This window comes from Pseudomonas sp. SWRI18, assembly GCF_014268345.1.
Classification (GTDB): domain Bacteria; phylum Pseudomonadota; class Gammaproteobacteria; order Pseudomonadales; family Pseudomonadaceae; genus Aquipseudomonas; species Aquipseudomonas cedrina.
This window is the reverse complement of record NZ_JACCQQ010000012.1, coordinates 53,426-75,159: the sequence shown is the minus strand read 5'-3', so window position 1 is coordinate 75,159 and position 21,734 is coordinate 53,426. Positions and strand designations below refer to the sequence as shown.

The following is a 21,734-nucleotide window of genomic DNA, read 5'->3' as shown; positions in this document are numbered from 1 at the left end:
GTTATTTTGCCTTTGGTCGCCGGACAAGCCGTAGACCCAAAAGCCATTGCTGGAAGTTGGGCGCCCCTCTTCATGTTGATGGCTGCAATCGCGGGGATTTGTCATTTTTTTCACGAGGTGGTTAAGGACAAAATCAAGAGACTGGCCCCTCCATCACAATTACGATAACGACCAACGCCGACTGGCTCGGAAGGTCTAGGAATTATTCATGCCATTTATTTTTACCTGCGTTGTGTCCCTATTTTTTTGGACTGTTGTTTCAGCAATCACAGGAGCTGAGGAGCCTTGGGACCTGGCCAGTTACTGGACCATCATCTACCCCGCCGCGCTAGTGTTGTCCGTGATCCTTGGAGCCGTTCTAAAAAGCTCACAGTGGTCCGCAGGCGCCATCGTAATACTCTCTCAGGTCCCCGTGGTTTTGGCGACTTCTGGTACATCCCCGTTGCTAGCTGCCGGTATCATCGTTGCGGCCGTTCTCTCAATTCCGGCCATAACGCTGTCATGGCTCGCCGGCAAATTGCGCTCAGGTAAGAAAGGACGATGGACATCTACGAAGAAATGAAGGCACCGTTCCAGGAGCACCTGCGACGAGTACTGAATACACAATACAGATTGAGCCAGATAAAAAAACGGCGGCAAGCTGGACAGTACGACGTAACCACCAACTCGCTCAAATACGACTTTGAGGTCATAACGACTAATGAGACCGCACATGGCCGAGAACTGTTGAGCGGCACCACCATGCCGCCCCATAAATGGGGCTCCAGAATGGTGTACACCTTCGTCCGGTCGTCAGGTGAACCTGTGAGGTTGCATTGCGCGATTGCACTGATCCTGGCGCCTTGGCGAAAGGCGTCTGGCAAAGTCACCTTCTCGACCCCTGCCGTTCACGTTAAATAGAAAGCATCGCCCTTAAGTCATCAGTTTTGTTGAACTCGCTGCGCTACGCCGCAAAGCCACCGGCGCAAAAGTTGGGCTGCTTCACCCAGCACCACATCTTTGGCCTGCACCAAATAATAGCCCTTGCCAGTCTTTAGTACAGATTCAAAGACAAGTACGAGAAAGCCTAGTTGTACGTCTTCTTCAACCAACCAAGGGCTGGTAAGCACTAAACTTTGATCGCGGCGGGCCGCGTCGATTGCCAGCTCAGACTGGTCAAATTTGAGGCTGCTGGAGAAGCTATCGGGGGACATGCCAACCGATGATAACCATTGAGACCAGTTGGCATGAGACGTCATGCGCGACGGAGAGCGCTTTAAGTAATTGCTTTAGGGAAATAAGCTTAACAGCCTTCGGCAGGAAGCTACTCATTAGCCTGCATCAGTTCCAGAGTGATTTGATCTGGCCCGGTCACATATACAACTAGAGTTCCCTTGCGTGGGCCTGCGGGAATCGCTTGAGGCTTGCCTCTTGCTTTCCAGCCTGCTTGCTCAATGCGTTCTAGTACGGCGTATATGTCCTGCACTCTCAATGCCAAATGCGCTGAACCAATCGCTGATGCCGTAGGTGGAGTGATACCGTGGCGTTCACCCTGCGAATATTCCAGCAACTCTACTCGGCTGCCATCCGGGCCTTTGACTATCGCCGTTCGCACGCTCGGATCGGCGGTGCCGGTTACTTGCAAAATGAATGATCCGCCCATTTCCGACTGACGCTCAAGAGTGAACCCAAGTCCAATTGTCCAGAAGCGAATGGCTTCTTCCAATGAACTGACTGCGAAGCCAATATGATCGACGGCATGCACCATGTGGTTAGAATTCATCAAATGATCCTTTAAAGGTTCACGGGCCAAATAGGGAGGTGAGCTTGCGCATCCAGCTGTTACGGCCAAAACACAGAAAATAAATGTGTGAGGGGTACGCATAATCAGGCCAATCCAAGAGAAGCAACATTTGCGATTTTTAGACATTGAGTATTCCTCTGACCGGTCTTATTCTCCATTAGGCATTCAGGATATGGCTACCTCGGATATGACATTGGATAACGTAAACCAGCCATGAACCGCGCGCTTATGCCACTGTTGGCGATAGAGCAACGCGACCGGGCGATCCGCGAAACGGCGCCCCACACTCATACGAAAGGCCAACTAATCGCAAGCCTTGCCGGCCTGCTTTCCGTCAGCACTGACGGCGGCTCATGGGTAGTGCCGGCTACCCATGCCATTTGGATACCTCCCCGTGTCGCACACGCGATGATGTCACATGGCGCTTTTGCAGGAGCGATGGTCTATATCGCGGAGCAAGAGTGCGGGATCCTGCATCAAATGCCATGCACATTTAGGGTCAGCAGTTTGCTGCGCGAAGCGATAAGCCGCGCTGCGTCGTGGGGACAACCACCCCGCAACGAAATGGAGTCGCGGGTTGCAGCAGTCATCTTAGATGAAATTGCTACCTCACCCGCTGAACCCATCGGTCTGACGCACCCCAATGACCCGCGCTTGAGGCGTATCACCGATGCGATACTTGCTCAGCTTGATGACAATAGATCACTTGAGGATTGGGCTGCTTGGTCAGGTGTGGCACCTAGAACACTTGCCCGGCGTCTGGTCGCTGAAACCGGTTTTAGTTTTTCTGAATGGCGACAGCGTGCGCGCACGTTGCGCGCTATTCAACTATTGGTCGAGGGGATGTCAGTGACGACAACGGCGATTGAGCTTGGCTACGAAAATATTAGTGCTTTCATTGCCATGTTCCGTCGGATAATGGGTGTTACGCCAGGACAATATGTGCGTGCGCAGACACTGATTAGCAAAGAGGCAATTTCTAGATCAAGTTGATGGGTGTAAGAACCGCTGTACCATCCAACCCGATCCTGCACGCTACAGGCTAGACCTTCAACCATGTGCCGGAACAGATGAAGAAAGAAATGCCAGCCACTTCAGGAGTCGCCAGAGCATCAGTTTTCTTTTAACTGGTGGGGCACTCACGCTGCACTCAGCTGGCGCTTGTAACTTCAACCGTGCTAGTTGCGTATTCCCCCCAATACCACCACAAGCACTCTACGAGCTGTTCGTTAGTGCATTGGCTCAGGCATAACGTTAGTGTACGCGAAGTCCATGCTTCGCCTAATTGTGCGGCGCCAAGTGCTAAGGTGCTTTTGTAGAGAGCGCTGCGCGCACCACGCGATAGCCTTGCGTACGCCGCAATGATGTCCATTGGGAAAAGAGAACAGATTTATTTCTCTGTTCTAAACGTCCGCTTCTGGCCGATATGGGACCTTCGTGAGAGGCAGCAGTCGATGCGTTCAAGGTGAAGGACCTTGGAGCCATTTTTTGACGATAGCGTGATATGTGCCATCTTGCTTGATCCGATCCAATTCTGCCCTAAACCGTTCTACGGTTGCGTCTGGCGTAGCTGGACTGAAGGCCATGTACAGTCCTTCTTCACTTGATAGCTCGGGTAACGGCAGTGAACGCACCATCGTCATTTCAGGATCATCCCCATTCTTGCGCATAAGGTGAATGGCGTTGAGCTCATTGGAGATCCACAGCTCAACGTGATCGACCTTAAGCTTGCGGTAAGTGTTCTCGTACATGCTGCTAGACAGTAACTCTTTGCCCACCTGGAACCCGTGGGCCATCATGTACTGCTCACCAACGTCCTGTTTGACAGTCGCGATGTGATACTGACGTGCATCGTCGAGTGAATTCAGCCAAATAGGTCTTTCGGACAGACTGAACAGAAACCACCTCGTCGGTGCGATGGCTCCGACCCATTTGAAGAGATGTTCCCGCTCTTGGGTTCTTGCCATCGAATAGATCAGGACGTTGTCGGAATGTTGCGCTAAATCATAGGCGCGAGCCCAAGGCAGAATCTCAATCTTGGAGTTGAGCCCGAGACCGGCCATAACTGCTTGCACGATTTCCGTACTCAGGCCTGTGACCACTCCGTTTTCTGCCATGTTGTAGGGCGGCAATTCCTCAGTGACAACCCGAATCGGCGCTATAGCCGGATCTGAGGCGACGGAGATGCCTGAGGCAGCGAGTAAGAGGAAAGCGCACAACTGCCTTAAAAGCGGGGAGAACATTTTGCACCTGTGTACGCGCCGAATCCTGTGGGTAAGTCGGACTTCATGAACCTTAGGTATTGTCTGTCTTATAGGCATTAAGGCTCGTTCTCACCTTAGGAGTTCATCCACATGAAACCTGAGTGTTGGCTTGCACGTACCTTTGAAGGCTGTCGCTGTATGTACGCAAGGGGAGTAACAAAAACGTAGATGCTTGTTTTCATGTGTGCTGCTACCCCATCGCGAGAGAGCGTTGTTACGAGCACCCCATCCCTTGTTGAAAATATCACAAGTCGCGCGGGTTGAGCACCTACGCGCAAGATTATGCACCGTTACTCGCGGGATGAGCTAGAGGAGTGAGCTAAGTAAGCACGCCAATAACCGCACTCACCAGCGCTGCCGCCATGTTGTCTTTGTTGACTATGGCGTCGGGATGGTCTCGCTGAATGATACTGATAGGCACGCTGGCTACAACTGCATCCTGTGGTTCCTGAACCAAGCACTTACCACCAGCTGCTGCCACTGTGTTGGTGTCCCTGGACGCCGCCGCAGTCTCCGCCTGAAAGAACAACGCAAATAACGCGTGGCCCAAATACCTCCGCCGCCGTAGTGGTCGCGGTAGGGACGGCAGTTACCTGCCGCCCACCGCTCAGATCCGTACGTGCGGAACTACCGCATACGGCTCCTGCCTTGGGTACGTGACGCGAAGCGATCCTCAGGGTAAGGATGTGCATTCTTAGCGATCCCGCGCTCAACACTGGCCCAATGGGTCGGACAGACCGGTGTACAGCTTCAGGCACTGGTTGATGCTTTGCGAGAAGCGGTTCTAGCGCAACGAGTGCATCGCACGGATAGAAAAAAGGAAGATGCCATGGACGCAGTAATCCGGCTTGCCAAACTTGCCGATATCGATGCGATTTTAAGATTCGAACCAGTGTTCGGGAAAATCACTTATTGAATCGCCCCTGATTTTCTAGACGCCTTTGACTGGCTCCTTTTGGCCGATTCTGTTGAAAAAGTCGGCTTCGGTTTCCAGGGCAGAAAAGTACGCGTCGTAGATTGAAATCCTAACTTTCGGCAGTGGCTTCCTAGCTCAGATTTCACGTAGCAGCGCGCAGACAAGGCGTTTTTACGAGTCAATACGCGGGAGGTTCGAGCAAACCGACTTTTTCAACACAATCGGCCGATTAGCGACCGTCGCTCTGATTAGCCATCCTTGTCTTTCCACACGTGGAGGACTTGTCATGAACATCATCGCTAACTGCAGCCATCAGCCCTGGAACAAAGGAAAACTAGTCGGGCAGAAAGCCCCACTCCTACTGAGAGATATCTGGGCCATCCGAGTAAGGCTTCAAATTGCGGAAAGAACCCGGGATTTGGCTCTCTTCGATCTGGCCATCGACAGTAAGCTTCGAGCCTGCGACTTAACCAAGCTCCGCGTGCGCGATGTCGCCCATGGCGAGCACGTATCATCACGAGCGATGGTGATGCAGCAGAAAACGCAGCGGCCAGTGCAGTTTGAGATCACTGAGCAAACACGGTCAGCTCTCGTGGCCTGGATACATCAAGCCCAGTTACGCAGCGAGGACTGCCTTTTTCCTAGCCGGCTGCATACCTCAGACCATCTATCTACTCGTCAATACGCTCGTATCGTCAAAGGCTGGGTGAAAGCCGTAGGCCTTGATCCTGCCATGTACGGCACTCACACAATGAGACGTACGAAGGCATCACTAATCTATCGCAGGACGAAGAACTTACGGGCGGTTCAGTTGCTGCTCGGCCATACGAAGCTGGAGAGCACTGTTCGATATCTGGGGATTGAGGTCGATGACGCCCTGGAGATGGCGGAACAGACTGAGGTTTGATCATGCATAGCGACGGTCGAAGTCAGGCCGTCGCTGACCGGCCAGAAGCTGCCCTTCAAACAGCAGCATATAAATGATCTAAAAGTCATGCCCCTGGTTGGGAGCCACCATGTAGGCTCCTGTCAGCGGTATCCAGCATCGTGCTCACAAGCTCGGCGTCGGGACGCGTGCCGATCGACCAACTGATTATCTTCGTATCGAAGCAGTCGATCATGGGGGACAGGTACACCTTTCCGCCGCATCCTCAATGCAGAGAGGATCTATTGATCAGATGTCCGTATCCGTTAGCGACAGAGAGGACAGCGTGCTCACAAAGCTTTCATTTTGTACACCTCTACCCAGCCGTTCGACCAAGAAGTCGATGAGCGACCTCACGGCAGGAAGAAGACCTCGTGACGCAGTGAAAGCTAAGTAGATAATCTCTTCGGACACCTGCCAGTCTGGCAAAAGTTGGACCAGCTCTCCTGACCTAAGGTCCGATTCACACAGCTGTTCCAGCAACACAGCAACGCCGATGCCGCTGCGTGCAGCGGCGAGTAGTGCCGGAACGCTGCGACATATCAGCCTCGGCTCATGCTCTAAAGAAAACGCGGTATTCCCAGGACCGGTAAATTTCCAGACCTTATGCGATACCCATGCTACCAGCGGATCCGCCATAGCAATGGTTGGCGCCTGCTCAAGCGATTTGATATCGCGCTTCACACCCAGTTTGGCAGCCAATGATGGGCTGGCTACGATGATTTGCCGGGTCTTTCCTAGCATCCGGATTTTCAGGCCAGTCTCTGTCTCGTCTTCTAGGCGGCTGCGCGAACGTATCGCCACATGAACGTGCTCTTCAACCAGGTCGACACGACGATTGGTCGCGAGCACATGAAGTCGTACCAGCGGATACCGCGCGAGGAACTCGGGTAGCAAAGCACCTATGGAGACATCCAGTAGGCCGGTGGGGCAGCTCAGGCGAACGACGCCTTCTGGTACAGATTTCGCCTTGCAGACGATCCCCTTCGCATTTTCTGCTTCCAGCAGCATGATCCGACAGCGATCGTAGAATGCCTTGCCTAGTTCAGTAACTTGAAACCGGTGCGACGTGCGCTCAATGAGGCGTACGCCAAATCGCTCTTCCAGCCGAGCAACGCGGCGGCTCAACTTTGACTTTGGGATCTGCAAGGCGCGGCCAGCGGCAGCATACCCGCCGTGCGCCACCACCTGGGTGAAGTAAAAGTAATCGTTGAGATCATCCACAACACAAACTCGCAGCTTTGCGTTCTTTTTATAGAACGCTACGATCGATTTATAGCGCATTTCTCTCATTACGTTCCATAAGTATAGTTCTGCCGAGTAACTGACGTTGGACCACCGTCGTGATCAGCCACTACTCATCCAGGACTTAATCATGTCGCACTGTTCAGATAACTCCGCCGGCCCCGCGCGAGCGCCATCAGAAAGTGAAGACACGAGCGCTTCTCCTGCTTGGGCTGCTGTTGGCTCGTTGGCCCTGGGTGTCTTCAGTATGGTGACATCTGAATTTCTACCCGCGAGTCTTTTGACACCCATCGCCCGTGACTTGGGAATTTCCGCCGGTGTGGCGGGACAGACGGTGACTGTCACTGCTCTCGTCGCCGCGTTGGCGGCTCCGCTGATCGTCCTAATGACGGCCAGACTCAACCGACGCTTTGTTGTTTGGGGCCTAACGCTGCTGATCGTGCTAGCAAACCTGCTGGCAGCAGTGGCTCCCAATGTAGGAGTGCTGTTGTTAGCCAGAGTGGGAATGGGAATCTCGCTTGGGGGCACATGGGCCTTGGCTGCCGCATTGGTCATGCGACTGGTCCCCCCCCACCTGCTTCCCAGAGCGACCGCTCTTGTATTTGGTGGCATTGCCGCCGCAACGGTTTGCGCGCCATCATTGGGTGCCTATTTAGGAGACCTATGGGGTTGGCGAGCCGCTTTCCTACTGGTGACATGTCTGGGCCTTCTTGCGCTCGTCATTCAACTATTTGCAATGCCTTCCATGGACCCCCAACCATCCGCAGGCTTCAGAACTTTTGGGGTGCTCCTACGTCGACGCGACATCCAGATTGGATTCATCACCGTATTGTTTGTCTTCTCTGGGCATTTTGCCGGGTTTACTTACTTGCGGTTATACCTGGAGCAAGTGCCGCGGCTGGAAATTAAAGAGCTTTCTCTGGTGCTGCTGGTGTTTGGTATTGGAGGGCTGCTAGGCAACTTTGCGGGAGGATTTATCGCGGAACGTAGCGTCAGAATGTCTATTTTTCTGTCATCGATACTGTTGTCACTTTCTACTTTTACATTTCTTCCTTATGGATCATTAACCCCTATCGTTTTTATTGCTGTCGGGCTTTGGGGCATCGCCTTTGGGGCTTTGCCTGTCGGTACGCAGATTTGGACGACGCAGTCAGGTGCCGATCATGCAGAGAGTGCGGGTGCTTTGCTGGTGACTACAACCCAGGGGGCCATCGCTGTTGGCGCAGTCATCGGTGGGCTCCTGGTCAATGGGCTCGGAATATATGCCGTCATCGGGTATTGCTCTCTCGCGGCCCTCATCGGCGGCATCACCATGTTCCTCGGCGGGCATCGACCGTTTGATAAGGCTGCCCCTTAATTCGGACGTTCGCAGCATGCTTGGCTAGGGCACGTGCCGACGATCCGACTGGGAATGACGCTGTTCCTCTTGACGATGGTGAGGAAAAGTAAACTACAAGATGCGACATAGGATGAAATCTATTTTTACAACGCCGTTTGCCCTATGCCCAAAGAGCGAATGAAGCGGCAGACCCACAAGCACCACTCAAAATTTTTCTCGCATTTTCGTTACACATACGAACCGCTCAGTGCGAAAAGGGGACGGATTTATTTATAGGACAGATTGGCCGTTCTTGGCCGATTCTGTTGAAAAAGTCGGCTTCGGTTTCCAGGGCAGAAAAGTACGCGTCGTAGATTGAAATCCTAACTTTCGGCAGTGGCTTCCTAGCTCAGATTTCACTTAGCAGCGCGCAGTGACGACAACCAGCAGCTGAAACCTGGGATTGAAGCCCGCTCTGGTGTGCAATGGAATCTACGTGCAGAACAAAGTTTTGAACAGGCTGCATCCCATTTCTCAGGGCATCCTAAGTCCAAAATCTAGCTCTGACGGGAGAGAAACCATAGCACCGTAGCGATTTCAGCAATGCTAGGGATACCCTCTCTACTCAGCCTACACGGCTTGCCTCACTATGAAAGGGAGCCGTCATGGCCCAGTAGCACGACGTATATTGAACAACCGATTAAGCTACCTAGGCTGTCGTGCGAAATCGCTCGACCAGCACCGATCATGCATCCCGTAAAGCATCTTCGACCGCAAGATTGATCACTTGCTCGATCATACGGCCTTGGTTGTAATGCTCATTGCAAATGGCGAAAAGCGAGGTCTCCCCCCCACCGCTTTGTAGATGTCCAGTAGCGTAACTGCCTCAAGATCGCAGGACCTGCTCAATTAGAAAATCAGCGACGATTTTCTGAGCGTTGGTCAGTACTCTGCCGGCCCCTATCAATGCCAGCTCTGTCGGAGGCGGGGCGCCAAGGCCCAATTCTGCAGAGACAATCCTATGGTCCGAACGTATCGCATTGCCAGGCAACAGGCTTAGGCCAATATTGGCGGAGACCGCGGCCTGAATGCTCGTCAAGCTTGGAGATGCGAACGCGATTCGCCACCGCTTGCCGGCAAGCTCAAGGGCTCGGATGGCCCGTTCTCTGTACAGGCATCCTGGTGCATACACCACTAGCGGAATGACTTCCTGCTCCAATAGCAGGTTAGCGCCAGCGACCCAGCTTAAATTCTCCGACCATGTAGCAACTGCTTCCCCTTCCCCCATGTTGCGCTTCACCATGGCCAAGTCTAGCTCGCGGCGTTCCATCTGGGAGATCAGGTTGATGCTTAAACCATTCGATATGTCGAGCCTAATGCCCGGAAACCGCTCATTGAAGCCGGTGATGAGGCTGATTAGCTGATCAATCGGGAAATCCTCCGGGACGCCAAGGCTGACCACGCCGCGACTCTCAGCGCAACTCATCATGTCTCCAACTTCCCGAGCGAGCCCTACCAATCGCCGCGCGTAGCCCAGCAGACGCTCGCCGTCTTCGGTGAGTTGGATCGACCTACAAGCCCGTTGGCGAACGAGTAGCGCACGGCCGACCTGATCCTCCAGCTTCTTGATCTGCTGACTGACAGTCGATTGAGTGCGATTCACTCGATCACCTGCACGGGTGAACCCTCCCGAATCAACGACAGAGACGAAAGTTTGCAAAAGGGCGAGATCGATCATGGCTATTAATCCGATTTTTAAATTATTTTTAGAGAATAATTTAATTTCCAAATCTTTAAAAGCTCATTGATGATGAACCGTTACCAACCGTCTAGGATGCTATTTTTATGTCTCTTCAAGGTTTTGCAAAACCCGAGTGGCTCACCTTCGATTGCTACGGCACCCTGATCCAGTGGGACGAGGGACTGCTGGATTACGTCCGCGAGCTCCTCCGCCAAAAAGGGATTACTCAGCGTGAGGAGGAATTTCTGCGCATATACGATGAATACGAACACGGCTTGGAACAGCAGCCATGCTTCTTGCGTTTCCGGCAGGTGGCCGAGGAATCACTTCGCAGCACCCTGAGGGATTTAGAAGTCAGCTACGAGGGAGGAGAGGCCAATGCGTTTGTCGAGCGAATCGGGCGCATGCCACCTTTTGCAGAGGTAGTGCCGACGCTCAGATGGTTTAAGGAGCAGGGCTTCAAACTGTGCATTGTCTCCAACACCGACGACGACATCATCGCCGGAAATGTCGCACAGCTAGAAGGGCTCATTGATAGGGTTATCACCGCTCAGCAGGCTCAAGCGTATAAGCCCAATCCGCGCCTTTTCGATTACACGCACGAGCAGCTTGGTGTGGAGCGCTCCCAAGTCCTTCACATCTGCGCCAGTCCCCATCTTGATCTGGTAGCGGCGCGAGATATGGGCTTCCACTGTATTTGGATAGACCGAGGCACGAAGCGTAAGCCCATTCCAGATTATCAACCTGACGCCGTTTTCCCGAAGCTGGATTCGGTTCGCAGTCTGTTTGAGCAGCTTGGTTGGGCTCGTTCCTAAGCTCGCGTTTATAGAGCGTCTAAACGAGGCTCTAGGCCGTCGGAAGAGAAGTGTCAATCTTGGCACCCATAATCAGTGCTGTTACTCCAGCCTCTGGGCTGTGACGCGTAAAGTCCTCTATATGTCCCCTATTGCACAACGCAATTTTCTAAGACAGGGAGTAGATACAAAAAAAATAGATATTGGGCCATGCGCAATAACTAAAAGGCTCTTGTTAAAGGGGCTAGTCTTATTCGCTGCCCCCCTTGAACTGCCTCCGCTAAACAACAATATAATGGAGACGACCATGGAAATTATAAATAAGCCCTCACACTTGAAGGGAGTACTTAAAACTAGACATGTAAGCATGCTAGCTCTTGGGAGCGCTCTTGGTGCCGGTCTGTTTGTGGGATCGAGTACGGTAATTGCTTCCACCGGCCCTGGTGCTTTCATTACCTATGCCTTGACAGGAATCATCGTGGCATTGGTGATGCGGATGCTCGGCGAAATGGCGGCAGCGCATCCTACAACAGGATCTTTTGTAGAATACGCCCGCTTGGCGTTCGGCCGTCCAGCTGCCTACATGACTGGTTGGTTGTATTGGTACTTCTGGGTAATTGTTGTTGGTTTCGAGGCCGTGGTGGGTGGCCAGATCATCAATGCGTGGCTGCCTGATATTCCAGTGTGGGTTATCGCTCTGGGCTTGATGATCGGGATGACCTTGCTCAACTTACTGTCTGTTCGCTCCTTTGGGGAAGCTGAGTACTGGTTTGCAGGCATTAAAGTTGTAGCTATCCTGGTATTCATAGGCGTTGTAATTTATTTCATATTCGGTGACAAGTCGAACTCGACCGTCAGCTTAAGTAATTTGACACAACATGGTGGTTTTCTACCTCACGGCGTTGGATCATTATTTGCAGGAGTGGTAGTAGTTATCTTTTCTATGACTGGCATGGAAGTTGCTACTATTGCCGCAGCAGAATCAGACAATCCTTCGCGCAATATTCGAAAAGTCGCTAACGCCGTAATCTTCCGCATCATGATTTTCTATGTTTTAGCTGTATTCCTCATTGTTGTGGCGCAGCCCTGGACCGACATCACAGTGGGTAAATCTCCTTTCGTAACTACGCTTGAGCATATTGGCATCCCTGGAGCTGGCACTATACTCACCGCGGTAATTTTGGTGGCTGTGCTTTCAGTTTTAAATGCTGGTCTTTATACGGCTTCTCGTGTCTTGTTCATCTTGGCATCGAACGATGAAGCTCCTCGCTCAATGGCTACCCTTAACCGTAAGGGTGTTCCGGTCCGTGGCGTCATTGCGTCAACGTTGGTGGGATATGGATGTGTCATCATTGCGGCACTCTGGCCCGATACGGTTTTTCAGTTCCTCATCAACTCTTCCGGTACTGTGTTCCTCTTCGTCTATCTGATGATCTGTCTGTCTCAGCTGAAGTTGCGCAGTAAATGGGTGTCGCAGGGGACTCTTAAGTTTGCTGTATGGGGACATCCGTGGGTGCCTATGATTGTTATCGCGGCCATTGTAGCGGTCCTGGTAAGCATGGCATTGGACCCGGTTCTGCAGATCAGCCTCCTCCAATGTGGGATCACTATCTTTGCCTTGGCCGTCTGCTATCTAGTACGCGGTGGGAAAAAAAATCAGTTCTCGGCCGTTCCCGAAAAAAAGACTTAACGCAGCGAGCTAAAAAGTCTTCACTAAACGCAAACTGGTTTGTAGTGTAACCGAAAATTACAGCGTGGAGCCGCCCTGTAGATTGTAAGAATCGGATGTCAGGAATGATGGGGTCGCGAGACCCCATAAATCGCTAGGCGACCGCCATTTCAGATCTTAGTGCGGCGATAGGTATGGTGGGACCAGTAAACTGATCATCATTTTACGTGCGCCATTGGGAAGTCGTTCAACAATATATAACGGAGATGCATTATGAGAAATGCTACAGACCTTGGAAAAGAGATTTTTTTGGAGAGTAGCGTGGTTCAACTTAGGGGGGATCTAGCGCTCGCTCTTCGTGCCGCGGCATATCATGGCTTCGGCGAAGGGGTTTGTAATCACTTTAGTATTGCACTGCCTCATCGGCCTAACCTGTTTCTATTGAATCCCAGGGGTTTGATGTGGGAAGAGATTCAAGCGGATGACATCGTTATCGTTGACGGCGACGGGAATAAAATTGCGGGGCATCATGAAATCGAACCAACGGCGATGTTCATACATGCAGCTATTCATAGGATTACTAAAAAGTCATGTGTGCTTCATTCGCACATGCCTTACGCATCCGCACTTACCTTAACCGTAAACTGTGGTTTGGATACCACTCTTTCTCAAAATGCTATGCGATTCCATAATAGAATAGTTATGGATAGAAAATACAACGGATTTGCTTTAGATCATTCAGAGGGAGAGCGCATTGCGAATGCAATGGCCGGAGCAGACATAGTATTCTTAGGAAATCACGGCGTTGTAGTATGTAATAATCGAATTGATTACGCATATGACGATTTATATTTTTTAGAAAGGGCTTGCAGCGCTGAGGTACTCGCACGCTCTACAAGACTCGATTTAGCGACGGTCAGCGAGGATATATGTGAAAAAGTCGCCATGCAGGTTGATAGCGAGCGTCTTCAGTCAGAGCTATTTTTCAAAGCATTAGGTCGAAAACTCAGCTAATAGCGCAGCGCTTCGCATTTGATAAAAGCCGGGGCAGCCCGGCTTTTTTATTGGTGCGCCAGGCATGGCGCGTTGCGCGAAGCGCAACCAGCTTGGCTATGGTGGCCACTATGGCTTGGAGAACAGACGAGTGTCGGATTTCTGCTGGGTGCAAGCCTCACTATTGTTGGCCTGTTGGTAGTGAATCTCAGCAAGGCGGGCGCACAGACTCAGGAGGAAAGAAGTTATCCGAGACCCGAAAATCGCAAGCAGAAGGTGCAGTGATGAACACCCTCATAGTGTTGGCGCATCCAGAACCACGCTCATTCAACAGCGCCTTGAAAGACGCAGCTGTCAAAACGCTGAGCGAGCTTGGTAATACGCGCATTGCGAACTCGTACTAATCAGCAGCGGCTGCTCTGGAGCGCCTTAAATATTTGTATACGGTAGCCCGTGATAGAGATAACAGCTCGCAGATGTAGTTGGTTGCATTGCGCAGCGCGAAGACTCCGCCTTTATCCATTTCACCAATCAGTGCCACCATTTCTTCTGAAGTAAGCGACCCCAACGTCACCCTGCGAGCCCTCAAAAATTCATCCATGATCGCGTGCGCTGACTCTTGGAAATCGGTGGCAAACAATGCCGGAGGCTTCTCAACTGTATTTTCAAAACCTAAAAATGATGCAGCGATTTCTGCCATCCCGCTCATGACAGTGATGTCAAAATTTACGCATAAGAGCCCGATCTGAATTCCGTCAGGATCTCGGAGCACCGCTGTAACCGACCTTAGCTGTCGGCGATCAAAATTCACCTTTCTATAAGGGCCCGCAACATCTCCCTCGAATGATGCCCCATCGTTGATATCCGTCAATGAACTGTCGCCGACCCGCCGCTGAGAGAACACATTGAAGATATGTGCAATCTTTCCGGAGGCCAGGTCATGAATAATGACCTCGGCGTGCGGATCCAGGAGCTTCGCAATCGCCTGGGCGCTGCTGATGTAATTATCCAGATGTTTATTCACGGTAAAAATATGCCTCGAAAAAATACAAAACGTCTTCAGGATGCTAATTGTATTTTTGTGCTATGGTTATGCCCGCCTTTACTGAAGCGCCCGATTGTAGCGCCATATCCCGTCTAACGGCGGCGAGTAACCGCCAGTCAGCCGGGTAAGCACAACGCCCGTCTTTCAATAGCCGATGGAGCAATCGATGAATATCTACACCCAAGCGCAAATCATGAGTGCCTTGTGCCCGAGGGACGCTGCTGCGCTGATTGCAGAAGGATTCATTGCCCATGCTAACGGACGGGTGCAGCTACCTCAGGTTCAAAGCTTTCAGTTCCCGGCCAGCAACGGTGACTGCTGCGTGAAGTCGGCTTGGATGCTGGGAGACGAGGTGTTTTCAGTCAGGGTCTCGGCAGGTTTCTACGACAATCCTGCGAAGGGTTTTTCCAGTAACGATGGGTTGACGCTGATTTTCTCGGCCTTGACGGGGCAACCCGTCGCTTTGCTTCGGGATGGCGGCTGGCTGACCTCAATGCGTACAGCGCTGGCGGGGCAAATCGTGGCGAGGGCCATGGCGCCCTCACAGGTGAGAGGCATCGGTGTGGTGGGTACCGGCGACCAGGCACGCATGCAACTGGAACACCTGATGCCCGTCACGGCATGTCGACGCTTGACGGTTTACGGGCGTAACCGGCAAGGCTTGGAACAATACTGTGAATTTGCCGACGCTTTAGGCTTTGATGTCGTTGCTACCCAAGATGCAAAGGACGTTGCGACCAACTCCAACCTAATCATCACGGCTACACCCTCTCGCGAAGCCATCATCGCGAATGAATGGGTCAACCCTGGGACACACATCACTGCTATTGGCGCAGACAGTTTTGGCAAGCAAGAGCTGGATGTGCGCCTGGTTGCACGTGCCGATGTGATTGTCGTGGACTCAATAGAGCAATGCTGCCAATTCGGTGAGATTTCAGGAGCCTTCAAATCCGGCCTGATCGACAAAGGCAGCCTTGTAGCACTCGGCAGCGTATTGAGCGGTCACGCCATCGGACGACAGGACGACACGCAGATTACCATTGCAGACCTTACAGGCTTAGGCGTGCAGGATGCTCAGATTGCGAAAAGCGCCGTGGCATCATTAGCGCACTAATAGATAGCGAAGCGATTAGACGGGGTTTAAATGATGAAGCTTGACCCATCAGGAGTCAGCAAGACCCCGGTGATTCAATGGGAGGCCCATGCGTGCTTGCCATTGGTTCCCGGACAGGATATGTCCCGCCTGAACAGGTATCGAGCAGCCGGCTTCCATCATGTGTCGATCAACGTTGGCATGGACATGACCCCGTTTGAAACGGTGATCCGAACGATTGCGGGGTTTAGAAGCTGGCTGGCTGATCACCCGGAAGACTTTGTCCTGGTGGCCACCGCCGACGATATCTACCAGGCGCACAAGTATAGAAAGCTCGCGGTCTCCTTTGACCTCGAAGGTTCAAACATGCTGCTACAGGATCCTGCGATGGTGGCACTGTTCGCAAGCTTAGGGGTTCGCCAAATGTTGCTTGCCTACAACCGCGACAACAGTTGCGCTGGCGGCTGCCATGGACCAGGTACCGGATTGACCCCCCTGGGACGCAAGATCGTACAGGGTATTAATACAGCGGGAATTATCATTGACTGTTCGCACGCCAGCAAAAGCGCCAGTCTTGAAATTATGGAAATTTCACAGCTCCCTGCGATTTTTTCTCACACCAACGTTAAAGCGGTTTTTGATCACCCGCGAACAATCGACGACGAACAAATATTCGCGTGTGCGGCTCAAGGTGGGGTGATCGGGCTGACAGGTTTAGGCATATTCTTGGGCGACCCATCCGCTTCTATAGACGCTTACATTCGACAAATCGACTATCTGGCAGAGCGCATCGGGACGAGCCATATTGGCATAGGCCTGGATACCGAGTTGTACCCTGAGCATAAAGATTTGCCAGAAGGTGAAAAAGAGGAAGACTGGTGGCCGATTGAGCACTATGGCCAAATGAACGGACATGTTCAGTTGCAGCCAGAGACACTGGGTGAGGTTGCACAACAATTAACGCGCTTGGGTTATTCAGAAGCGGATATCCAAGCGATCTACGGCAATAATTTCATGCGTATTGCAAAGGCAACCTGGCCAGGATCGAAAGCGGTAACTTGAATCGCTCCCCGTTAATTGAGCACGCGGTCATGAAAGCGCACCCAGCAAGTCGAATGACACCGATTGACTCTTGCCTCATTTGATCAATTGAATGGGCAATTCAACGCGCTACAGAAGCGTGCAGCCGTTCCAGGCTGTCAATCGAGTGCTGGCGCAGGCGCGCACCGGCCAATACTGGGTCTGAATCCACTATCGCCTTGAAGATTGCCTGGTGCTCGCCTAGCGAGATATGTATGGAGCGCGGTGTGTGTCGCAACGAGTAGCTTCTGAACAGCTTGAGTTGCACGACCAAACGACGGTAAGTGTCGTATAGCGCTTCATTGGTCGTGAACCGGGCGAGCAGATCGTGAAACTCGAAGTTCAGGATAATGTAGGCCGATATATCCTCTCGTTGGACAGCGTCAGCCATGCTATCGAGCACTCGGCTGATGTTAGTGGAAGCCTGCGGCGTTAGATTTTGAGTGACCAATTCGCCAATCAGACTTTCGAGCGAAATCCGTACCTGATAGATCTGGACGGCCTGGCTCAAGTCAAGCTGGCGCACACGAACCCCGCAATTCTTCTCGAAAATCACCAAGCCTCGCTCTTCCAGCATGCGAAATGCCTCGCGCACCGGTCCCCTGGAAATCCCCAAGTCATTGGCAATTGCCGCTTCGCGTAACGGATCGCCAGGCGCTAGTTCGCCGGTGGCAATACGCTGCTCAAGGCGTTCATGCGCCAACGTCGTAAGCGACTGGGTACGCAGCAGGGCTATGGCTTCGAGAGAACTCATCAAAAACGTCCAGCTTAGAGATAGGTGGCAGAGCCTACCAAACCTCCAATAGATTTGCATATTGTCAACAATATGCAATAAATGGCACCTAAGATGCCCCTACCCCCCCGCAAACTTTTAAGGACGTCCGACCATGTTTCGAAAGCTTCTGTACACCGGCGTAATGGCGCTTGCTCTTACCGGCACTTCTCTGGTCGCGCAGGCAGAGTCCGTCAAGCTCGCCGTCACTGACCTTGTCGGGCTTGAAGAACTACAGCGCGAATTTGGTCCGTTTAAAGCCGAGTTGGAGCGTGCGAGTGGCTTGAGCATTGATTTTTTGCCTGTTACCAATCGCACTGCCGCCCTAGAAGCTCTTCGCTTTAAAAAAGTAGATTTTATTCTGGCGGGTCCGGCGGAGTACGTGGTGATGCACAAGCGTGCGAATGCCACAGTGGTAGCGGGCTTATATCGACCTAATTACTACTCAATGATCGTGGTTAGAGCCGATAGCCCGCTGTTTTCTCTGCAAGAACTCAAGGGGCAGCGCCTTGGCATGGGGCCGGTCGGCTCGACCTCGCGCTACCTCGGCCCCATGCAGTTACTCGCCGATGCCAACCTCGATCCGCTCAAAGACGTCAGTGTTACTAGCACCAATTTGCGCTTAGCGTGGGAGGGGCTTAAAGGGGGCGACCTGAACGCCATGGGCATGGGGCGCTCGGACTACGAAACCTTTATTGCGCAGGAGCCGCAAGACCAAAGTAATGCCTTCCGGGTACTGGCGCGCAGCGGTGATTTGCCGAGCGATCTGCTGATGGCGGGTGAACATGTCCCCGCCGAAACGATTGCGAGTCTACGCAAGGCGATCGTGGATAACTCGGCAGCGTTGATCAACAGCATCAGCCAAGGTCCCGAGCAAGTGAAACGTTATCAGGGCATGCGCTTTCTCTCCTCTATCGCCGACAAGGACTACAACGTGGTGCGCTCGATGTTTAGCACTGCGGGGTATCCGGAATTTTCTGACTTCATAGGTGAGTGACATGAATGCCTCGGCACATCCGAACATTTTGAACACCGCATTGCGGGTATGTGGCCTGAGCAAGCAGTTTGAAGGCGCTGCCACACCCGTGTGGTCCAATGTTTCCTTTGAAGTCCCCCGGGGTCAGCGGGTCGCCATTGTGGGCGGAAACGGCGCTGGCAAAAGCACCCTGTTACGGTGCTGCATGCGGCTTGTAGAACCAGACAGCGGCAGCGTCGAATTCGCTGGGCAGAGCGTCACTGGCCTGGGCCTGAGGCCGCTAGCCAAAGCGCGCTCGCAGGTGGGCTTTGTGTTTCAAAAACACAATCTGGTCAGCCGCCTTTCGGTGTTGACAAATGTGTTGCACGGCGCAATGGCCTACTCGCGGACGCCGCGTTTGTGGTTCCACTCCATCGCCACGCGCGAACACCGTGACTACGCCATGCATTGCCTGGAGCAAGTTCATCTCGGGCACTTGAGTGGCCGCTATGCCGGCGAACTGTCGGGCGGGCAGTCACAACGAGTGGCCATTGCTCGCGTACTGATGCAAAAATCGAAAATGATCTTTGCCGACGAGCCTGTCGCCAGCCTAGACCCACAAGCGGGAGAGGACGTCATGCAGGTGTTCTCGGAGTTAGTGCGCAGCCAGAACCTGACTTTGGTCTTCGTCACCCATCACCTGGACCACGCCTTGCACTACGCCGACCGCGTACTAGGACTGCGCGACAGCAAGCTGCATCTGGATGCGGTGAGCCAGCAGTTGAGCGTTCAGCAATTGCGAGGCATGTATGAGTGAGAAAACCAAGGCCAGCCTGCCCGCTCGTTTCGAGCGCCCCTCACTGTTTTCAGCCTTGCTGTTCGCGGGTTTTATCGCCTTGTTCTGTTGGTCAGTCTCGGCAGCTGGCCTGTCGTTGCCGCAACTGCTCAGCGGCTTGCCGAACATGGCGAAGATTGCCGGAGAAATGGTGCCCCCCGCCACCGACCGCGTAAGCCCAATGCTGGTGGCAGTGTTGGTCACCTTCCAGATGGCGTTGGTCGGTACTGTACTTGGCGTACTGATAAGCCTGCCCCTGGCGGTGCTGATGGCGCGCAATTACACCCCGCATCCGTTGGTGCGCTCCTTCGTTCGCAGCGTGGTGAGCTTTATCCGAACCGTTCCGGATTTGGCATGGGCACTGTTTTTCGTTGCTTCCGTGGGCCTGGGCACCTTTGCCGGCACGCTGACACTGGTAATGGACACTGTGGGCTTTTGCGCGCGCTTTTTTGCCGAGGCCATTGAGGAGGTTGATGACGGGGCGCCCGAAGCATTGACCGCCATCGGCGCGCCGCGCGCTTCGATAGTGGTCTGCGCTGCCCTGCCGATGGCAATGCCGAGCCTTATCAATACCAGCCTGTTCGCCCTTGAAAAATCCGTGCGTGCCTCCGTCGTACTGGGCCTGGTAGGCGCCGGCGGCATTGGTGCGGAACTCGCTACGGCCATGGAAATGTTCCGCTTCGACCAAGCCGCCACCATCATTCTGCTGGTGTTCCTGCTGGTTCTGACGGTGGAAAAACTCTCGTCCCACGCGCGCGTAGCGCTACTCAAAAAACGGCGCTAAACGCCTCATTCGAATTATTCAAAAGGAGTCATCATGAACAGCACTATCTCCATCAATGGAAAATCCTACCGTCAACCTGAACGCCCCGTCGTAGTGGTGTGCATTGATGGAGGAGACCCGGAGTATCTTCAGCAGTTTCTGGCAGAGGGGACGGTACCCAATATCCAGCGGTTTGTTGAAGAGGGTTACTCCACGGTAGCCATGGGTTCGATGCCTTCGTTCACCTGCCCAAACAACATGTCGATCATTACCGGCACGCCTGTGGCCAAACACGGCATATCCGGCAATTACTACCTGGATACCCACACCTGGCAACCGGTCGTAATGACGGGCCCTGAACTGCTGCGCGGCGAAACAATTCTGGCCGGATTTGCCGACTCAGGTGCCAAGGTGGTGACCATTACTGCCAAAGACAAACTGCGCCGCCAACTGGGCAAAGGCCTGGATGTCAGCCAGGGTCATGTGTCTTTCTCATCGGAATTCGCCGACCGTTGTACGCTGGCGGAAAACGGCATTGAAAACGTATTGGAGTATGTCGGCATGCCCAAGCCTGACATGTACTCAATGGAGCTTTCGCTATTCGTATTGGAAGCGGGGATCAAGCTGCTTAAGGATCGCCGCCCGAACCTGATGTATCTCTCACTGACCGACTTCGTTCAACATAAGTGGGCACCTGATCAGGACCAGGCTCGGCAGTTCTATCAAGGATTGGACGATGCCTTCGGCCGGCTGGTCAACGAAGACATTGTGTTGGGACTGATTGCCGACCACGGCATGAGTGACAAAAGCAACGAAGACGATGAACCGAATGTAATCTGGCTACAAGATATTCTCGATGCAGAATTTGGAGAAGGCGAAACCACAGTGATCTGTCCCATCACCGATGCATTTGTTGCCCACCACGGTGCATTGGGCGGGTTTGTGCGGGTCTGGACACGAGGCAATGTCAGCGTTCAAGCGGTCATTGACCGAGTAGCGGCTATCGACGGGGTTGATCTTTCCCTGGATAAGAAAACCGCATGCCGACTGTTCGAGCTGCCGGAAGATCGCGAGGCGGATGTGGTCGTGGTGTCGAGAAAAGATGTCTGCATCGGCAGCTCTGCCAAGCTGCATGACCTGGAGGGCTTGAAAGGCAACCGCCTACGAACCCATGGCGGCGTCTCAGAAACGCGGGTTCCATTCATTCTTAACCGACCATTGAATGCAGAATACCGCCAGCAAGTCGCTTGCAGCGAAATCAAGAGCTACCAAATTTTCGACTTTGCTATTAATGGCACGCAGTAGTCACTGCGGATTGACCGGTGTGTCAATTAGCTTGATGACACACCTTCTTCCCGCTTTAAAACTCCCAAGCGGTATGTGAACGTCCGCTTTTTGCTGTGGCTGAGAGTCCGCTATTGGCCGAAAGCCGCCCTTGACTAAGGGAAGCAGCTTTATAGCTGCGCAGTTTTCTCCCATTTCGGCGTCCCGCGCTGCGATCCATGCGATAACCAATTGGTTTATAACGAGATATTGGGTCGCG

The 21,734-nt window shown here is 52.9% G+C and carries 20 protein-coding genes and 1 pseudogene; 14 read left to right on the top strand and 7 right to left on the bottom strand.

Annotated elements, in window-relative coordinates:
* The first annotated feature begins 540 nt into the window (after positions 1–540).
* Positions 541–900, top strand: a complete 360-nt coding sequence (locus tag H0Z09_RS15105; RefSeq protein ID WP_186691274.1) for a hypothetical protein — start codon at positions 541–543, stop codon at positions 898–900.
* A gap of 20 nt (positions 901–920) precedes the next feature.
* Here H0Z09_RS15105 and H0Z09_RS15100 read toward each other — a convergent pair whose 3' ends face one another.
* The gene (locus tag H0Z09_RS15100; protein ID WP_186691273.1) at positions 921–1,238 is read right to left on the bottom strand and encodes a hypothetical protein; all 318 of its coding nucleotides are present in this window, start codon (positions 1,236–1,238) and stop codon (positions 921–923) included.
* A 65-nt stretch (positions 1,239–1,303) separates the two neighbouring features.
* Positions 1,304–1,909, bottom strand: coding sequence for a VOC family protein (locus H0Z09_RS15095; protein ID WP_236373601.1), 606 nt, complete (start codon positions 1,907–1,909; stop codon positions 1,304–1,306).
* A gap of 87 nt (positions 1,910–1,996) precedes the next feature.
* On the opposite strand from H0Z09_RS15095, the gene H0Z09_RS15090 reads away from it, so the two are divergent.
* Positions 1,997–2,776: a helix-turn-helix transcriptional regulator gene (locus H0Z09_RS15090; RefSeq protein WP_238340253.1), complete on the top strand. Its 780-nt coding sequence runs from the start codon at positions 1,997–1,999 to the stop codon at positions 2,774–2,776.
* A gap of 467 nt (positions 2,777–3,243) precedes the next feature.
* Here H0Z09_RS15090 and H0Z09_RS15085 read toward each other — a convergent pair whose 3' ends face one another.
* Entirely contained in the window at positions 3,244–4,026 is a 783-nt protein-coding gene (locus H0Z09_RS15085) for a transporter substrate-binding domain-containing protein (protein WP_186691272.1), read from the bottom strand.
* A 703-nt stretch (positions 4,027–4,729) separates the two neighbouring features.
* On the opposite strand from H0Z09_RS15085, the pseudogene H0Z09_RS15075 reads away from it, so the two are divergent.
* A pseudogene (locus H0Z09_RS15075) lies at positions 4,730–4,846 on the top strand (transposase); the annotation flags it as partial.
* A 403-nt stretch (positions 4,847–5,249) separates the two neighbouring features.
* A complete protein-coding gene (locus H0Z09_RS15070; RefSeq protein ID WP_186691271.1) occupies positions 5,250–5,870 on the top strand; it encodes a tyrosine-type recombinase/integrase in 621 nt (206 codons plus the stop codon).
* Positions 5,871–6,137: 267 nt separating this feature from the next.
* On the opposite strand, the gene H0Z09_RS15065 is transcribed toward H0Z09_RS15070, so the two are convergent.
* A complete protein-coding gene (locus tag H0Z09_RS15065; RefSeq protein ID WP_189672174.1) occupies positions 6,138–7,172 on the bottom strand; it encodes a LysR substrate-binding domain-containing protein in 1,035 nt (344 codons plus the stop codon).
* A gap of 91 nt (positions 7,173–7,263) precedes the next feature.
* Here H0Z09_RS15065 and H0Z09_RS15060 point away from each other — a divergent pair, with 91 nt between their 5' ends.
* On the top strand, positions 7,264–8,490 hold the full coding sequence (locus H0Z09_RS15060) for an MFS transporter (protein WP_186691270.1): 1,227 nt from the start codon (positions 7,264–7,266) through the stop codon (positions 8,488–8,490).
* Positions 8,491–9,337: 847 nt separating this feature from the next.
* Here H0Z09_RS15060 and H0Z09_RS15055 read toward each other — a convergent pair.
* Complete coding sequence (locus H0Z09_RS15055) at positions 9,338–10,240, bottom strand: LysR family transcriptional regulator (protein WP_238340252.1); 903 nt, start codon at positions 10,238–10,240, stop codon at positions 9,338–9,340.
* A gap of 56 nt (positions 10,241–10,296) precedes the next feature.
* On the opposite strand from H0Z09_RS15055, the gene H0Z09_RS15050 reads away from it, so the two are divergent.
* The 3 genes from H0Z09_RS15050 to H0Z09_RS15040 all read left to right on the top strand — a co-directional run bounded on the left by H0Z09_RS15050 (position 10,297) and on the right by H0Z09_RS15040 (position 13,669).
* Positions 10,297–11,007, top strand: coding sequence for a haloacid dehalogenase type II (locus H0Z09_RS15050; protein WP_186691269.1), 711 nt, complete (start codon positions 10,297–10,299; stop codon positions 11,005–11,007).
* Positions 11,008–11,293: 286 nt separating this feature from the next.
* Positions 11,294–12,676, top strand: a complete 1,383-nt coding sequence (locus H0Z09_RS15045) for an amino acid permease (protein ID WP_186691268.1) — start codon at positions 11,294–11,296, stop codon at positions 12,674–12,676.
* A gap of 252 nt (positions 12,677–12,928) precedes the next feature.
* Positions 12,929–13,669 (top strand): aldolase, encoded by a 741-nt coding sequence (locus H0Z09_RS15040; protein ID WP_189672173.1) that lies wholly within the window; start codon positions 12,929–12,931, stop codon positions 13,667–13,669.
* Positions 13,670–14,048: 379 nt separating this feature from the next.
* Here the strand turns inward: H0Z09_RS15040 and H0Z09_RS15030 are convergent, their stop codons facing one another.
* Positions 14,049–14,672, bottom strand: coding sequence for a PAS domain-containing protein (locus tag H0Z09_RS15030; RefSeq protein ID WP_186691266.1), 624 nt, complete (start codon positions 14,670–14,672; stop codon positions 14,049–14,051).
* Positions 14,673–14,859: 187 nt separating this feature from the next.
* On the opposite strand from H0Z09_RS15030, the gene H0Z09_RS15025 reads away from it, so the two are divergent.
* Together H0Z09_RS15025 and H0Z09_RS15020 are read left to right on the top strand one after the other, a co-directional pair.
* Positions 14,860–15,807: an ornithine cyclodeaminase family protein gene (locus H0Z09_RS15025; RefSeq protein WP_186691265.1), complete on the top strand. Its 948-nt coding sequence runs from the start codon at positions 14,860–14,862 to the stop codon at positions 15,805–15,807.
* Positions 15,808–15,837: 30 nt separating this feature from the next.
* Positions 15,838–16,848, top strand: coding sequence for a membrane dipeptidase (locus H0Z09_RS15020; RefSeq protein WP_238340251.1), 1,011 nt, complete (start codon positions 15,838–15,840; stop codon positions 16,846–16,848).
* 100 nt (positions 16,849–16,948) lie between these two features.
* On the opposite strand, the gene H0Z09_RS15015 is transcribed toward H0Z09_RS15020, so the two are convergent.
* Positions 16,949–17,620: an FCD domain-containing protein gene (locus H0Z09_RS15015; protein WP_186691264.1), complete on the bottom strand. Its 672-nt coding sequence runs from the start codon at positions 17,618–17,620 to the stop codon at positions 16,949–16,951.
* A gap of 133 nt (positions 17,621–17,753) precedes the next feature.
* Between H0Z09_RS15015 and H0Z09_RS15010 the strand changes: the two genes are divergently transcribed.
* Genes H0Z09_RS15010 through phnA form a run of 4 tightly spaced genes read left to right on the top strand, consistent with a single transcriptional unit; the run spans position 17,754 to position 21,496 of the window.
* Positions 17,754–18,635, top strand: a complete 882-nt coding sequence (locus tag H0Z09_RS15010) for a PhnD/SsuA/transferrin family substrate-binding protein (RefSeq protein WP_186691263.1) — start codon at positions 17,754–17,756, stop codon at positions 18,633–18,635.
* Position 18,636: 1 nt separating this feature from the next.
* Positions 18,637–19,410, top strand: coding sequence for an ATP-binding cassette domain-containing protein (locus H0Z09_RS15005; protein ID WP_186691262.1), 774 nt, complete (start codon positions 18,637–18,639; stop codon positions 19,408–19,410).
* Complete coding sequence (gene phnE / locus H0Z09_RS15000; protein WP_186691261.1) at positions 19,403–20,212, top strand: phosphonate ABC transporter, permease protein PhnE; 810 nt, start codon at positions 19,403–19,405, stop codon at positions 20,210–20,212. Before H0Z09_RS15005 ends, phnE begins: the two co-directional genes overlap by 8 nt.
* A 33-nt stretch (positions 20,213–20,245) precedes the next feature.
* Positions 20,246–21,496: a phosphonoacetate hydrolase gene (gene phnA, locus H0Z09_RS14995; protein WP_186691260.1), complete on the top strand. Its 1,251-nt coding sequence runs from the start codon at positions 20,246–20,248 to the stop codon at positions 21,494–21,496.
* Positions 21,497–21,734 lie beyond the last annotated feature (238 nt).